The organism is Shewanella hanedai (assembly GCF_007197645.1).
GTDB classification, from domain to species: Bacteria; Pseudomonadota; Gammaproteobacteria; order Enterobacterales; family Shewanellaceae; genus Shewanella; species Shewanella hanedai.
This window is the reverse complement of the sequence record NZ_VKGK01000036.1, coordinates 1-16,315: the sequence shown is the minus strand read 5'-3', so window position 1 is coordinate 16,315 and position 16,315 is coordinate 1. Positions and strand designations below refer to the sequence as shown.

Below are 16,315 nucleotides of genomic sequence, written 5' to 3'. Positions count from 1 at the left end.
AAGGCAAATAATCATTGTTGGTTATTTTTTTGTAGCGCAAGGGTTAATTATTGTGTAGTGTTTGCTCTTGACATGACAGCGTTGTCATTCCATTAGGGAATGGTTATGAATACAAAAAATATAATAAAATATGGTTATGGAAGGGAAACGAGATGCGAACATCTAATTTTAAGAAAAGTATACTAGCGACAAACATCGCTTTAATGCTGGGAACAGCAGTCTCAATGTCTGCAATCGCAGCAGAAGCGGACACTGCACCAACAGCTGATGAGAATATTGAGAAAATTGAAGTACGTGGTTTACGTGCTTCTATGAAAGCTTCTGTTAATGCAAAACGATTTTCTGATGCCGTCGTTGATGCGGTATCGGCTGAAGATATCGGTAAGTTTCCTGATGGTGATGTAGGAGAGTCATTAGCTCGTATACCTGGTGTCAGTGTTAGCCGCCAGTTTGGCCAAGGACAACAAGTATCTATTCGTGGTGCCTCTTCACAGCTAACCCGAACTCTATTGAATGGTCACTCTGTAGCTTCTACGGGCTGGTTTGATCAACAAGCGATAGATCGCAGTTTTAACTACTCACTTCTTCCACCTGAAATGGTAAGTGGAATTGAAGTTTATAAATCTTCTCAAGCAGATATTACCGAAGGTGGTATTGGTGGAACAGTCATCGTTAAGACACGTAAACCTCTTGATTTAGATGCTAACACGGTATTTTTAAGTGCGAAGGGTGATTACGGAACCATCTCAGAAGAGACTGATCCTGCATTATCAGGCTTATATAGCTGGAAAAATGAAAATGAAAACTTTGGTATTTTAGTTTCTGCTGCTGGTTCGCAGACTGAATACCAGCGTAATGGTATCGAGACTCTTCTTGGCTGGGGCGAGATAGTTCCAACAACTTTTCAGCAAGAGCGTGAACGTACCGCCATTAATGTTGCTGCACAATACCGTCCAACAGACAGTTTAGAATTTGGTTTAACGGTAACAACCTTAGATCTTAAAGCTGATAATGCTAATACTTCCATTTTCTTGTTCCCTACTCAACAAGGTGAATCAACGTGTAATCAAACAAACGCTGCAGGTGTTTGTACTGACATTACTCACTCAGGTGTAGATGCCTTTGCTTGGGCTCAAACTTGGGCACGTAAAGCTGAAATGTCGTCTGAGACCTATGATTTAGATTTTAACTTCGAAGCTGATAACTTCACTTTAGAAGGTCGTGTCGGTAATACTTCAGCGAAAGGAGGTACGAGTCTTACTTCCAACTACGGTAACTCTATCGGCAAGTCTAGTGACTTTGCGGGCCACTATGATGCTACTGGCGAAATCATTGCTATCGATATTGCAAATAAAGCGTTTGATTCAAGTGATTTTAATGGTGAGCTAGCTTCTGCTGGATGGGCACTTAAAAAGCAACCAAACACAGATGAAGAAACGTATGCACAGTTTGATGTGACAATACCTGTTGAGCTTGGTGCTATTACAGCATTCAAGACAGGTATTCGTTATGCGGATCATGATGTGACTCAGCAAACTGATGTTGCAACTGTTGGTGATATTGCTTCTCGGGACGCTTCATACTATTACAGTGGCACTATGTCATCTGGTGCTGGTTTTACTCTGCCAAAGCCTAACTTTGATGCGATGATTTCAGATGCTAATGCAGCAATCGATGGTTTTACTCGTGATAAGTCTGGCTATGGAACACTAAACGAGAAGAACCTCGCTCTTTATGCAATGGCTAATTTCGAAGCTGAAGGTATTCGTGGTAACTTCGGTCTGCGCTTTGTCTCAACTGATATTGAATCTGACTATTACGCGTTAAGTAGTACTGGTGAGTTTGCAGATAATCTGAGTACTGACACGGCAAGTTATAGCGATGTACTTCCAAGTGTTAACGTGGCATTTGATTTAACATCCGATCTTATTTTACGTACTTCAGCATCTCAAGTTATTTCTCGTCCTAACTATTCAGAATTATTTGCGACATCTACACTACCTGGCTTAAATGATGGAACTCCTGGTAACGAGAAACTTAATCAGGGTTCTGTATCTCTGGATCCATTTAAAGCGACTCAAGCAGATGTTAGCTTAGAATGGTACTTTAGTGGTGAAGGGCTTGCTGCGATAACTTACTTTATTAAGGACGTGAGCTCATTTATCTCGACACGTCAAAAGCTTAATCAACAGATCGGTATTGAAGATAATGATTTGATTGCTGCTGGTGGGAGTGCTTGTGGTGTTGGAGTCTACGACTGCTGGACTGTAAGTGAAAAATACAATGCTAACGGTGGGCGTATCGAAGGTATTGAACTTCAACTACAGGATTCGTTTGATAGTGGATTCGGTTACGCTGCAAACTACACTTATGCAGATGCAGGTTCTCCTTCTGAAAACTATCCAGATCAAATAGGGGTATTCTCAGACTCTTCAAAGCATACTGTGAATTTAGTTGGTTATTATGAGAACGATAGCTTTAATGCTCGTCTAGCTTATAACTGGCGCAGTGAATACATGATGCGTGAACTTCCTGGATTCTACGGTAACCGTCAACACCAGGATTACGGAACATTAGACTTAAGTGCTGGTTACAGCGTTACTGAGTGGATGGATATAACGTTTGAAGCGGTTAACTTAACTGAAGAAGATAGTATCCAAACTGGTGTTGCTCCGCTTGACGCAGAAGTGATTCCAGAGTTTAAAGCTGACTACCCTGTATGGAGCTTCGAAGGTGAAGCTCGCTATAAAGTTGGTGTAGCACTACGCTTCTGATAAGTGTAAATTTATATTGATATAAGCCCAGCGAATGCTGGGCTTTTTATTGAGTAATTAGTTATCAACATTATCGTTAATCTAAATAATGTATAAGGCTAGGTATGGATATTAAAAAGGTTGTTATCGTTGGAGGTGGAACAGCAGGTTGGTTGGCTGCAAATCATCTTGGTAAGGCGTTACTTAATACTGAAGGGGTATCTGTTACTTTAATCGAGTCTCCTGATATTCCGACCATTGGTGTTGGTGAAGGAACCGTGCCGGCAATTAGAAAGTCGTTGCAGAGTTTTGGAATAAGCGAAACTGAATTTATTACACAATGTGACGTGACGTTTAAACAGTCAATAAAATTCTCCAACTGGCTTAATAAAGATAATCATGGCTCAGATAATTCTTTTCATCACCTGTTTAACATACCATCGCCTTTGGGAGGTGACTTGACGCCTTTTTGGCTCAACAATCGGGACTATGATTATTCCAACCTAGTATCGCCTCAGTTTGTTGCCTGTGAAGCTTTAAAAGCACCGAAGAAGATAACCACCCCAGAATATGCTGGAGCACTTGGGTATGCCTATCATTTAAATGCAGCTAAATTTGCAAAGCTACTAGCTAAAAATGGTCGGGATCGTTTTTGTGTTGAACATATTATCGCCAATGTTAGTGAGGTTAAACTCAATGTATCTGGTGCTGTAGGCTCATTAGTTACTGATACTCATGGTGAGCTAGTTTATGATTTTTACATTGATTGCACGGGGTTTGAAGCTCTGATTATAGAAAAAGCACTTAAGGTGCCTTTTGTCGATAAGTCAGCTCAACTGTTAGTCGATAGAGCTATAGCTGTACAAGTTCCTACAAATATTAATGCACCTATCCCACCCTTCACCATAGCAACTGCTCATCAAGCTGGTTGGATCTGGGATATTGCTCTAACTAATAGGCGAGGAGTAGGTTTTGTCTATTCGACTAAATATATGGATGACGAAACGGCTATTAGCAAGCTAGATAAATACTTAGGGGGAGTATTATCTGATTTAAGTTATCGTGTTCTGCCAATGAAAGTAGGATACAGAGAGAAGTTTTGGCATCAAAACTGTGTTTGTCTTGGTTTAGCTCAAGGTTTTTTAGAGCCACTAGAAGCAACGTCCATCCTACTTACAGACTTTGCGGCTAGCTATATCGCTAATCGCTTTCCTAAATCAGTAGAGCAAATTCAGAGTATTCAACCTCAATTTAATCAGGTGATGGAGTACGCTTGGGAAAGAGTGGTTGAGTTTATTAAACTGCATTACTGTTTGTCGGATAGAACAGATTCCCAGTTTTGGATAGATAATAGAGATCCGAGTACCATTCCTGATGAGTTAAAGAGAAGGTTATCTCTGTGGGAAAGTTATGTACCGAATAGAGAAGATTTCTTTAGCAAGTTTGAAGTGTTCGATCTGGATAACTATCTCTATGTTCTTTATGGAATGAAGTATCACACTCAAGTTAAAAACTTAACTAATGAACAATTGCACCTTGCCAATCAACAGTCTCTGCAGATTGCAAAAATGGGTAAGCAACTGGCAGAAGAGTTACCTGATCATAGGGAGCTACTTAATAAGATTAAAGAGCATGGGCTTCAATCAATCTAGTTTTCTTTCTTACTTGAAGAGAGTTAGTCGAACTCGATTAGTTAGCATATACCTTTTCTAGATATTTGAAGTGGCAAAGTGAAAGTTTAATGAGTGGAGTTTCTAAAGCTGGATTGAACTAGTAGAGAAGCAAGCTTTATATCACATATAGAGCTTGCTCTAATCCTACAGAGTCTCCACTTTCGAAGACAATATTTTAATTAAGGCTGAGTTTTATCTAACTCATTCTGCTTAGTGATCAACCTAGCAATCTGATGTAATGAGGTTAAGTGAGCATAAATGAGTGGTAGTAACCCTTTGTTTTTTATCGTCAGAAACTCCTCATCTTTTAGCTCGTTTAACACTTTTTCATCAATGATGTACACCCCATCAATATTGACTTGTGGGGTATCACTGTTGAGCGTTACAGTCAGTTGTTTAGGGGTCAACAAGCTTAAATCTGCAAAATACTTAGTGATGCCTGCTGTTTGCTGGGTAAAGCTCGCCAGGTCCAGTAGGGCACTTGAACGTTTTTTTAAGTACTCAGTTTGTTCGCCTGATTTTTCGAACAGTTTTTCACCTTCAGTACTTGACACAAGCTCGCTATTCTCATCGATGAAAACCATCACCTCATCGCTGTTTTGTGATGTTTGCATTAAAGATAATGGTGCCTTGCTAAAACCTATTGGTGTTACAGAGCTTTCCCAATTTTCCGTTTGGCAATATAGATTGAAGTCATTCTTAATTCCCATCATGGCGATAGGTGTGAATTGACCCGTTTCAGCATTTTTTACGAAGACAATGGGAAACTCATTAGCTAAAACGGAAAACTCTTGCACTACGATAGGGATCAAGCTTTGTGATGCAAATCGACTGTAGTCCTTAGACTCCTTGATAGAGGTATTAAGGTGTTGTGTTGAGTTCAATGGAGAGATATTTGTCATTTTATCGTTGCCTCTATTTATTATTAGTTATTAAGCATAAAAAGGTGAGTACTAGCTTAGAACTGCTCTGCTGTTTTGTGTCGATTCTGTTTAAATCCACTTTGTTATATTTTTTTGCAGGTGTCTATTTATCACACTAATGCTATTTGGGATGTTATCAATTTTTGACAGCGTTGTCATATTTTGGTGTGTGCGATTGGTTCATCACATTGTTATTTTCCTTAGAGTGACAAATACCTTCTCAGATTCGACTAAAAAACCCTTAACTAAATGTCAAAAAAATGTAGATATTATGTTTGCTCTTGTGTATGTTTGTAAATGACAGCGTTGTCATCTGCTTGTGTGACAGTCTGTTGTAAGGTCTGCATGATGAAGGAAGAGGTCTCCTATTCATGTTTTGGCAAACCGCTGCCAGCGTTATTTGGCATAGGTTTGTGTTTGATATTTTCTCTAGTCTCTCCCCAGAAACTAAACTTGGCTAAGTGTTATCTTCTTTATTTTGAATGTAACACTTAGCGGCTTTTTCTCTAGGTTGACTTGATTATATCGATGGTAGGTTTGAACGTTGAATCATCGTAAAAAAAACTAATTAACACTCTTGTCTGGCACAGACGTATAAAAGAGGACCAACACTCAATGCTACAATCCCGAATTAAGATTTTCATCCTCTATCTCTTATCTACTTTCTGCTTTATCGCTAATGCGAATAGCGAAACGTTAACCACGACAATCCCACAAAGTTGGCAGCTTAATTTGCTCAAAGAGGCTCTGTCTCGCTCTGATACCAGCTACGATATCTCACTATTAAAGAGTGAAATGAATCAAAAGCGTAAAGTTGAAGAAGCCTTAGCTGGGAGCATTGATATATTTTGGAGTATGACATCACAGCAACTTGAAGAGGTTGTCATTCCCGTCAGGATCCCGATATTTAAAGGTTTGCTAGGAAATCGCTTGTTGATTATTAGAAGTGAAGACCAACAGCAGTTTTCTAATGTGAAAGATAAACAAGATTTTATACGCTTCTCAGCAGGTCAGAATCGTTACTGGCCTGATGCTCGTATTATTGAAGAGAACGGCTTGCCTCTAATAACAAGTTATAAATATAAAAACTTATACCCGATGTTAGAGGGAGGGCGTTTTGATTATTTAGCTTTAGGTGCGCAAGAGATTTGGGATGAGCTTGGTAAAAACCCAGATCCAAGCTTGAAGGTCGACACCGCTATTTTACTGCAATATCGCTCACCTGCGTATTTTTTCATCTCACCAGAAAAGCCCGGTTTGGCAAAAGATCTGAGTCGGGGATTAGAGAGCATGCTGGCAGATGGCAGTTTCGATGAGATGTTCAATGATCAGCTGAACATTGATGAACTGTATCGTAAAGCGCAATTCACCAAACGGAAAATTATTCGATTACAGACGCCACAGCTGAGCTCTCTTACACCGATAGGACGCGATGAGTTATGGCTGGATCTGTTTAATATGGAAGGAGATGTACGATGAATAGCTTATCCATTAAAGTACAGATTGGGCTAGCAGGTGCTTTGTTTATCGTTGTTAGCGTTTTGTTTTCAATCGCTTATATGATGGAGGCAGAACGATTAGAGACTGATTTTAGTGAATACAAAAGCAATACTTTGGCAAGCCTTAAAGTAACTCTATCTCAGCCTGTGTTTAATTATGATTTTGAACAGATAGATGCTGTGCTATCTGTCATGCTGGCTTCTGAAAAAATATATGAAATATCAATCAAAGATCATAGAGGTAAGGTACTTGGCAGCAATAAGCAATCATTCCCTGTGGACGCAGAATCGATAGCGTTCAAGCAGGTAGAGTTCTCAACCAATGGTAAATCAACTGGGGAGTTGTTTGTCAGTTTTTCATCAACGCCTATCACCTTAGCGCTTAACCAGCTCAAGCTGAGCTATTTACTTCAAGCGCTTGTTATTTTGCTTCTAAGTCAGTTATTTATTTTTATTATCCTAAAACGCTTAGTGATCACTCCTTTAGTTCACGTATCAGCGGTTATGGAAGAGATAGCCTCTGGAGATGGTGATTTAAGTCATAAATTGCCAGTAGAAAGCAAGGATGAAATAGGCCAGCTTGCGACTGCTTTTAATGGCTTTGTGGCTAAAATACATTGCACTATCAGTAAGGTAAATGAAACATCTGAATTGATCCTTCAGGATGCCTCGGCTTTAGGTGATTTATCTAAAAGTAACAATCAAAGAGTGCAATCACAGTTAAAAGAGACTGAAGCCGCAGTTGCCGCGATAACCCAGCTTAATAGCAGCGCTAATGAAGTGGCTAACAATGCCAGTTCAACGGCTGAGGCAACGGGTTTAGCAGATAAAGAGGTTGATAACAGTCAGCAGCAGTTTGATTTAGGCTTGGAGGTGACGAAAAGGTTAGCTGATGAGCTGTCTCGATCTGTATTAGCTGTACAGGAGCTTCAACAAGAGACCCAAAGAATTGATGAAGTGGTGGTTGTTATTAATGCCATTGCTGAACAGACAAACTTGTTGGCCTTGAATGCCGCCATTGAAGCTGCGCGTGCGGGAGAGCAAGGACGAGGGTTTGCTGTTGTGGCCGATGAGGTGCGCACATTAGCAAGCAGGACACAGCAAGCGACTGGTGAGATCCAAAAGATGATCCAGCAGGTTCAAACTGGGGTTGATGAGACGGTATCTGTAATGCAAACCAGTCAAACTCTATCTGCAGAAGCGGTTAGTCACTCTGAAGAGATTAAACTAATACTCAGTAACGTGACTATTTTAGTCTCTAATATCAGCAATATGAATCTGGAGGTTGCACAAGCTGCCGGAGAGCAAACTTATGTCACTGATGACATATCAAAGAATCTAAATGATCTTGCTACTGTCTCCGGTTCAGCTTCTCTTGATAGCGAGCAACTTGCAGAGTCGAGTGAGCGTTTATTTCACCAAGGTGAAAGATTAAGAATCTTGGTTGGTTCGTTCCGTTTACAGGGATGAGAACAGCACATGAATAATGATAATAATAGAGGGATACAATGAAGCTTAAATTACTGACTGCCGCCATCACTGTTGTATTAGCGACAAGTGGCTGCTCTGATAATAGAGTCATGGAAGATAAGAGCTCAGTCACGCAAGCTAGCGCTGATGTTTCACCGACGATGACTCAAACGGCGTTGAACCAGCTGGGTGATACCCTTGATGTAAAATACCGTCTTGTGACCAATTTTCCTGATGGTTGCCCTACCGAAGGTGTAGATGGGCGCTGTTTTAGCGCTCAAATAGATCTCACGTCGAGTGTCGATGTCATGAATGACGATTGGGCAATCTATTACAGTCAGATGAGACCTGTAAAAGAGGTTCAGTCTGATGATTTCACTATAACGCACGTAAAGGGTGATCTGCATAAGATAACGCCAACGGCCTCCTTTAAAGGCTTCAAGAGAGGGCAAACCCAAACGATAGATTTCCGTGGCGATCTTTGGCAGTTATCTGAAATTGATGCAATGCCAAACTATTACCTCGTGTCTGGAGAGTTAACCCCTGCGTTAATTAAGAGTACTGTGGTGGCTCATGACCCCGAAACTGGTATCGAGATTAGGCCTTATGCTGTGGCATATACCGATGCAGATACACAATACAAACGCAGCGATACTGACTTAATTAAATGGGCGACACCTGAGGTACTTTTTCAAGCTAATCAGGGCATTGAATTTCAGGTCGGCGCAGCAACGAATAGCATCATACCTACACCACTTAAGGTAGAGCTAATGTCAGATAATAAACCTGTGTCTCTGCACTCAGGCATAAAGCTTGAACTTAACGGTCAGAAGAAAGAGCCCATCGTTGCCGCTCTTAATCGATTAGCACGCATTGGCGTACCAGAAACTGATAATGGGTTATCCGTTGCTCTTAGCTCTCTTAGCGACTCAACTCATACCGGGGCTTATAAACTAGAAATAACAAAACAAGGTATCAAGCTGGCTGCTGGTGATGATGCGGGATTCTCTTATGGTTTATCTTCACTGGCTAGCTTGATAGACACCAAAGCGCTTTCCATCAATACCATGCGAATTGAAGATGCACCAAGATATGATTTTCGCGGTATGCATATCGATGTATCACGCAACTTTCACAGTAAACAGTTAGTGCTGGATATGCTCGATCAGATGGCCGCGTATAAGCTGAATAAGCTTCATCTGCATATGGCTGATGATGAGGGCTGGCGTTTAGAGATCGATGGATTACCTGAGCTGACCGATATTGGCAGCAAGCGTTGTCACGACCTCAGTGAAACCACTTGTCTGTTGCCTCAGCTTGGCAGTGGCCCGTTTGCTGAGACAAGTGTGAGTGGTTACTACACTAAAGCCGATTATATTGAGATATTGAAATATGCCTCTGCAAGGCAGATCCAAGTGATCCCATCTATGGATATGCCGGGTCACTCAAGGGCTGCAATTAAGTCGATGGAGGCACGATATAACAGCTTCATGGCTGCAGGTGACGAAGCGGCAGCTAATGAGTATATGTTGATCGATCTTGAAGATAAAACTGAGTATTCATCGATTCAATACTATGACGATAACACCTTAAACGTATGTATGGAGTCTACTTTCCACTTCGTCGACAAGGTGGTTGATGAGATAGCAAAGTTACATGAACAAGCGGGCCAGCCTTTAACTATTTACCATATAGGTGCAGATGAAACTGCTGGTGCCTGGCTTGAGTCACCTCAGTGTAAAGCGTTTATGACTAACAATGTACAAGGCGTAACATCATTCGATGAATTTGGCGCATATTTTGTTGAGCGAGTCTCCAATATTCTCAGTGATAAAGGCATAGAGCCTGCAGGTTGGAGTGATGGTATGAGCCACACTCGACCTTCAATGATGCCGCAGAAGTCTCAATCGAATATTTGGGACGTTATCTCCCATGACGGCTATAAACGCGCGCACGATCAAGCGAACTTAGGGTGGGATGCAATACTGGGTATTCCAGAGGTGCTCTATTTTGATTTCCCCTATGAAGCTGATCCAAAGGAACATGGCTATTACTGGGCGAGTCGTAATAGTAATGAACGCAAGTTATATGGTTTTATGCCAGATAACCTTCCAGCAAACGCTGAGCAATGGACTGATATACAAGGACAAGCTTTTGAAGCTGATGATACTGAAAAGCTGAGTGAGAATGGAAAGCGCATCAGTGGGCCAATGAAAGCCGATACGCGTTTTGCTGGAATACAAGGACAGATCTGGAGTGAAAGCCTAAGAAGCGATGAGTTGGTTGAGTATATGACTTTTCCAAGGTTGCTTATTTTGGCTGAAAAAGCATGGCATCAAGCGAGCTGGGAAGTGCCTTACCAATATTCTGGTGCAGTATATAATCAAAGTACTGCATTTTTTACAGAACAGATGCGAGCAGAGCAAGCTAAGCAGTGGGGCGTGATTGCGAATACCTTAGGCCAGAAGGAACTGCTTAAACTCGATAAAGCAGGAATAGAGTACCGAGTACCTACCGTAGGTGCACATATTTATGATGGTCAACTCCATACTAATTTAATCTACCCAGGGCTTGACATTCAGTACCGAGTTGCTGGTGGGCAGTGGATCACATTCGAATCTCCTGTGGCTGTAAAAGGGCTCGTCGAAGTAAGAGCTGTGGCTGCTGATGGTGTTAGAAAAGGACGGGTTCTCACCGTTAATTAACAATTACTAAACAGGTGTGACTTTGCTCTTTGGTTTAGTCATGCCGTACCGATCCTTTTAAACTTAAGGTTATCAGGGATGCTGTGCTGGATATTTAAGAATAAAAAAAGTAAATGACAACGCTGTCATTGTTGTTGTAACATGAAGTTAACTTTAGACAGTTAGCAAAACAGCATTCTGATAGTGCGTGTTTTGGAAAACTGTAAATGAGATCTGTGATGAAAGTGAACCAGACGAAGGAGAATCAGTTGTTTATAGGTATTGATGGCGGCGGCAGCAAATGTCGAGCAACGATTTATTCAGCTGAAGATGGTGTAATTGGCACCGGTGTCGCTGGGCGAGCAAATCCACTTCACGGTCTATCTCAAACATTTGAGTCGATTCAATTGTCTACAGAACTTGCATTAAAAGATGCAGGCATGTCTTTAGGCGACAGCAAGGGCTTAGTCGCTGGTCTTGGCTTGGCAGGGGTGAATGTCCCTAGGCTTTATCAAGATGTGGTTAATTGGGAACATCCTTTTGCTGATATGTATGTCACCAGTGATCTACATACTGCGTGTATCGGTGCTCATAAGGGCGGCGAAGGTGCTGTCATTATTACCGGTACTGGTTCTTGTGGTTATGCGAATGTCGACGGTGAACACATTAGCCTTGGTGGTCATGGCTTTGCTTTAGGAGACAAAGGCAGTGGTGCTTGGTTAGGCTTAAAGGCAGCTGAACAGTCTTTACTACATCTAGATGGTTTTGCTGAAAAAACCATACTGACAGAACAGCTAATGAATCACTTTAAAGTCAACAGTGCCTTAGGGATTGTTGAACACTTAGCCGGAAAAAGCTCGAGCGTTTACGCTACCTTAGCTCGAATGGTACTTGAATGCGCTAATCAGCAGGATGAAGTCGCGCAGGCCATAGTGAAAGAGGGAGCTGCATATATTAGTGAGCTTGCTCGTAAGCTGTTTGAGATAAATCCACCGCGCTTTTCTATGATTGGCGGTCTCGCTGAGCCTCTAGCACCTTGGCTTGGGAAAGATGTAATAGCGAAATTATCACCGACTCTAGCGCCACCTGAACTTGGCGCTACCTACTTTGCTCGCCAGCAGTTTGGTAGCAAAGTGAACTAATAAGCGTTATCGAGTATGAAATCGTTACTGAATAAATTGAGAGCTAATTGATGAAACAAACTTATATTGCAAAACAAGTTTTCGATGGCAAAGATTTTCATCATAACTATCCAATCACAATTGAGGATGGTCATATACTCGCTTTCGATACTTCTAAAGGTGCTAAAGAGATAACGTTAGATGGCACGTTAGTTCCAGGCTTTATTGATGTTCAGGTGAATGGCGGCGGTGGCGCTCTATTAAACGCTGAGACTTCGGTTGAATGTATCGAGACAATAGGTTCTGCCCATGCCAAATTTGGCACTACCGGTTTTTTACCAACACTGATCACGGATAATATTGATGTGATGCGTAAAGCCGCTGATGCCGTGGCTGCCTCATTAACAAAAGGCAGTGCAGGGGTGTTAGGTGTGCATTTTGAAGGTCCACACCTTTCAATTCCCAAAAAAGGTGTGCATCCACAGTCTCATATTCGTCGTATCTCTGATGCAGAGCTCGAAGTGTTTAGTCGTCATGATTTGGGGACTAAAATTGTGACGTTAGCGCCTGAAAACGTCTCTGTGGAGGTGATAAAAGCTTTAGTCGCTGCCGATGTAAAAGTTTGCTTAGGTCACTCAAATGCTGACTATGAAACGGTTATAGCAGCTTTGGACGCTGGAGCTACAGGTTTTACTCACCTGTTTAATGCGATGTCAGCGTTTGGTTCTCGTGAGCCTGGTGTTGTTGGTGCTGCGATAGAGAGTCGTGATGCCTGGTGTGGTCTTATTGTCGATGGTCATCATGTGCATAGTGCTGCTGCAAGGGTTGCCATTTATGCGAAGCCAAAAGGCAAGGTGATGTTGGTTACAGATGCAATGCCACCAGTGGGCTTGGATGATGAAGCCAGTTTTGAGCTTTTTGGTACTCAAGTCATCCGTCAAGGTGACAGGTTAAATGCGGTGACCGGTGAGCTTGCGGGCTGTGTGTTGGATATGGCTGGTGCAGTTCGAAATACTGTCAATATGTTAGGGCTCAATTTAGATGAGGCCATACGCATGGGCTCGCTTTATCCTGCACAGTTTCTAGGGCTTGCTGAGCAACAAGGACAATTGTCCTTAGGCACTCGTGCTGACTTTACTTTATTAAATAATGATATCTATGTAGATCAAACCTATATAGGTGGTAAGCGTGTTTTTTAGGGGTAATCCTAAGTGATGGTTCAAGTTTAAGCCTCAACAGTCATGCTGCTGAGGCTTTGTGTTTTAGAAAATCGAATAAAAAATAATAATAACAAATTAGGGAAGAACTAATGGAAGCTACTCAAGCTAAAGTCCCCAAACGAAGGTTAATGTCGCTTGATGCCTTAAGGGGCTTCGATATGTTTTGGATACTAGGAGGGGAGGCGCTTTTTGCTGGTCTGCTTGCATGGACTAGTTGGCAAGGATGGCAATGGGCTGATGCACAGATGCAGCATAGTCAGTGGCATGGTTTCACCTTTTATGATCTTATTTTCCCTCTCTTTATCTTCCTCTCTGGTGTTGCCCTTGGACTCTCTCCTAAACGTTTAGATAGGCTGCCTATGGCGAAGAGGATGCCGTTATACATACATTCAATTAAGCGGCTTTTATTACTTCTGTTTTTTGGCGTTTTATATAACCATGGTTGGGGAACTGGTGCTCCTACTGCTATTGATGAAGTCAGGTATGCAAGTGTCTTGGGCCGGATAGCTTTTGCTTGGTTTTTTGCAGCTATGCTCGTTTGGCATACAAGCTTAAGAACTCAGATATTTGTCACTTTAGGCATACTCTTAGGCTATGGATTCGCTCAGTTATTTGTCCCTTTCCCCGGTGGAACTGCTGGAGTGTTTACTCCTCAAGGCTCAATCAACGCTTATTTCGATACGCATTATTTACCGGGTATCACATACCAAAATAGACCATTAGATCCTGAAGGTTTGTTGTCAACCATTCCGGCAATAGCAAATGCAATGGCAGGGGTTTTTGTTGGACACTTTATTGTCAAAGACCACATAAAAGGCGAGTGGTTTAAAGTCGCGTCTATGTTGTTGGTTGGCTCGCTAGTACTCGCAAGTGGTTGGCTATTGAATATGATTATCCCTGTGAATAAAGACCTATGGACGAGCTCTTTTGTTCTGGTAACAACGGGTTGGAGTATTATACTTTTAGCTGTTTTTTATGGCATCGTTGACGTATTAAAATGGCAGATAATAGCGTTCCCATTTGTAATTATTGGGTGTAATGCAATTATTATCTATTTGTCATCTAGCTTGATTGATTGGAAGTATACTGCCCAAAGCGTATTTGGTGGTGTGGTTAATGCTTTTCCATCTTCAGCGCACGGGTTAGCCGCAGCTGTTGCTCTGTTGCTCGTGCAATGGTTACTGTTATTTTGGATGTATAAACGAGATATATTCATAAAGGTTTAAGTTTAAGGATCTATTATTTATCGTTTTTTACTTTTTAAAGGGAAAATTCTGCTGCAATAGTGTTAAAACTTAAAATGACAGCGTTGTCTTTTTTGTTTTAATGTTTTAACATCGATGAAACAAGGCCTGTTTTATCGGTGGGTAAAATAGTGTATTTTGAAGGCCTTTTTGACTACAGAACTATAAAAAGAGATGTCTTGTTTACCGGATATCATCAATTAAAAAAAATATTATAAGAAGTAGGCTTATGGAAATGACATTAAATAGTGACAAAAATCGCAGCAGTATTATTCCGATGGCAATCGTTGCCATGCTGTTTTTCGTCCTCGGATTCGCAACCTGGCTCAATGGTTCGTTGATGCCTTATCTAAAACAGATCCTTCAGCTCAGTCCTCTTCAAGCCTCCCTCATCCTGTTTTCATTCTATATCGCAGTCACTTTTACCGCTCTACCATCAGCGTGGGTAATTAGAAAAGTAGGATATAAGAACGGTATGGCGTTGGGCATGGGAGTCATGATGATTGCCGGTCTGTTATTTATCCCAGCAGCCAAAACTCAAGTTTTTGCACTGTTTCTTTTTGCTCAGCTTGTAATGGGAGCAGGACAGACGTTACTGCAAACAGCAGTTAACCCATATGTTGTTCGCATTGGCCCTGAAGAGTCTGCCGCAGCACGAGTTAGCGTGATGGGGATCTTGAATAAAGGTGCTGGTGTTATCGCTCCTTTAGTGTTCAGCGCGTTAATTCTAGATAGCTTTAAAGATAGAGTTGGTACTGAATTAACATCTGTTCAAATAGATGAGATGGCTAATGGGCTTATACTGCCATACTTAGGAATGGCTCTATTTATCGGTTTACTTGCACTAGTGGTTAAGAAGTCTCCACTGCCTGAGTTAACGGATGAAGATGAAGAGGGACAAACTAACAGTAAAGGTCAGATTAAAGAGGCATTGTCTCATCCAAATCTTGCTTTTGGTGTCATGGCGCTGTTTTTCTATGTCGCTGTTGAAGTGATAGCAGGAGATACGATTGGTACATTTGCCTTGTCATTAGGCATTGAAAGCTATGGTGTGATGACCTCATATACGATGATCTGTATGGTACTGGGTTACACCTTAGGTATTCTTACTATTCCACGTTTTATCTCGCAGCCTAAAGCATTAATGATCTCTGCCATCTTAGGTTTACTGCTCACACTCGGTATCGTATTTGGTGACAATGAATCTTATGCGATTGCTAATACCATGCTTGTCCCTTTTGGTGGTGCGCAGCTTCCAGACACTTTGCTTATGATAGCCTTCTTAGGGTTGGCAAATGCGATTGTATGGCCTGCTGTATGGCCACTCGCTTTATCTGGAATGGGTAAACTAACCAGTACAGGTTCAGCGCTGTTAGTCATGGGTATTGCTGGTGGTGCATTTGGGCCACTATTTTGGGGACTAACTAGCTCTGTATCATCACTTGGTCAACAGGGCGGATATATGGTGATGTTCCCTTGTTACCTCTTCATTCTATTTTATGCCGTAAAGGGTTATAAGATGAAAAGCTGGAAGTAATGTCCAGCTTTATCGAATAGCTAAAGAAAGGAGCCTAACGGCTAATGCCGATCATTTAGTGATAAATCGTTCGGTTGACTGATCTTCTAGATGCTTCAGAATCCGAGTCCTACCTCTAGGTCTCGGATTTTTTTATGCAAGTATCTCAAGCTTTTGACATTATCAACCAACTCAAGCCTCATCAAGTTGAA

At 41.6% G+C, this 16,315-nt stretch carries 10 protein-coding genes; 9 read left to right on the top strand and 1 reads right to left on the bottom strand.

Translation table 11 applies throughout. The features are described from left to right. Window positions 1-152 precede the first annotated feature (152 nt). Window positions 153-2,774 (top strand): TonB-dependent receptor, encoded by a 2,622-nt coding sequence (locus FN961_RS21395; protein ID WP_144042205.1) that lies wholly within the window; start codon window positions 153-155, stop codon window positions 2,772-2,774. A gap of 104 nt (window positions 2,775-2,878) precedes the next feature. After that, entirely contained in the window at window positions 2,879-4,405 is a 1,527-nt protein-coding gene (locus FN961_RS21390) for a tryptophan halogenase family protein (RefSeq protein WP_144042204.1), read from the top strand. A 200-nt stretch (window positions 4,406-4,605) separates the two neighbouring features. Here FN961_RS21390 and FN961_RS21385 read toward each other — a convergent pair whose 3' ends face one another. Next, on the bottom strand, window positions 4,606-5,328 hold the full coding sequence (locus FN961_RS21385) for a SapC family protein (protein WP_144042203.1): 723 nt from the start codon (window positions 5,326-5,328) through the stop codon (window positions 4,606-4,608). 636 nt (window positions 5,329-5,964) lie between these two features. Between FN961_RS21385 and FN961_RS21380 the strand changes: the two genes are divergently transcribed. From FN961_RS21380 to nagP, 7 genes are all read left to right on the top strand, one after another. Further along, complete coding sequence (locus FN961_RS21380) at window positions 5,965-6,828, top strand: type 2 periplasmic-binding domain-containing protein (protein WP_144042202.1); 864 nt, start codon at window positions 5,965-5,967, stop codon at window positions 6,826-6,828. Further along, window positions 6,825-8,318, top strand: a complete 1,494-nt coding sequence (locus FN961_RS21375; protein ID WP_144042201.1) for a methyl-accepting chemotaxis protein — start codon at window positions 6,825-6,827, stop codon at window positions 8,316-8,318. Before FN961_RS21380 ends, FN961_RS21375 begins: the two co-directional genes overlap by 4 nt. A 38-nt stretch (window positions 8,319-8,356) precedes the next feature. After that, a complete protein-coding gene (locus tag FN961_RS21370) occupies window positions 8,357-11,023 on the top strand; it encodes a family 20 glycosylhydrolase (RefSeq protein WP_144042200.1) in 2,667 nt (888 codons plus the stop codon). A 218-nt stretch (window positions 11,024-11,241) separates the two neighbouring features. Further along, a complete protein-coding gene (gene nagK / locus FN961_RS21365) occupies window positions 11,242-12,144 on the top strand; it encodes an N-acetylglucosamine kinase (RefSeq protein WP_144042237.1) in 903 nt (300 codons plus the stop codon). A 50-nt stretch (window positions 12,145-12,194) separates the two neighbouring features. Continuing rightward, entirely contained in the window at window positions 12,195-13,322 is a 1,128-nt protein-coding gene (gene nagA / locus FN961_RS21360; RefSeq protein WP_144042199.1) for an N-acetylglucosamine-6-phosphate deacetylase, read from the top strand. A 110-nt stretch (window positions 13,323-13,432) separates the two neighbouring features. Beyond that, a complete protein-coding gene (nagX, locus tag FN961_RS21355; protein WP_144042198.1) occupies window positions 13,433-14,569 on the top strand; it encodes a transmembrane glucosamine N-acetyltransferase NagX in 1,137 nt (378 codons plus the stop codon). A gap of 247 nt (window positions 14,570-14,816) precedes the next feature. Beyond that, window positions 14,817-16,124: an N-acetylglucosamine MFS transporter NagP gene (gene nagP / locus FN961_RS21350; RefSeq protein ID WP_373293470.1), complete on the top strand. Its 1,308-nt coding sequence runs from the start codon at window positions 14,817-14,819 to the stop codon at window positions 16,122-16,124. Window positions 16,125-16,315 lie beyond the last annotated feature (191 nt).

Bases quoted from the DNA above. Each gene is read 5' to 3' on its own strand.
- FN961_RS21395 (WP_144042205.1), top strand. From the start codon at position 153: ATGCGAACATCTAATTTTAAGAAAAGTATACTAGCGACAAACATCGCT.
- FN961_RS21390 (WP_144042204.1), top strand. From the start codon at position 2,879: ATGGATATTAAAAAGGTTGTTATCGTTGGAGGTGGAACAGCAGGTTGG.
- FN961_RS21385 (WP_144042203.1), bottom strand. From the start codon at position 5,328: ATGACAAATATCTCTCCATTGAACTCAACACAACACCTTAATACCTCT.
- FN961_RS21380 (WP_144042202.1), top strand. From the start codon at position 5,965: ATGCTACAATCCCGAATTAAGATTTTCATCCTCTATCTCTTATCTACT.
- FN961_RS21375 (WP_144042201.1), top strand. From the start codon at position 6,825: ATGAATAGCTTATCCATTAAAGTACAGATTGGGCTAGCAGGTGCTTTG.
- FN961_RS21370 (WP_144042200.1), top strand. From the start codon at position 8,357: ATGAAGCTTAAATTACTGACTGCCGCCATCACTGTTGTATTAGCGACA.
- nagK (WP_144042237.1), top strand. From the start codon at position 11,242: ATGAAAGTGAACCAGACGAAGGAGAATCAGTTGTTTATAGGTATTGAT.
- nagA (WP_144042199.1), top strand. From the start codon at position 12,195: ATGAAACAAACTTATATTGCAAAACAAGTTTTCGATGGCAAAGATTTT.
- nagX (WP_144042198.1), top strand. From the start codon at position 13,433: ATGGAAGCTACTCAAGCTAAAGTCCCCAAACGAAGGTTAATGTCGCTT.
- nagP (WP_373293470.1), top strand. From the start codon at position 14,817: ATGGAAATGACATTAAATAGTGACAAAAATCGCAGCAGTATTATTCCG.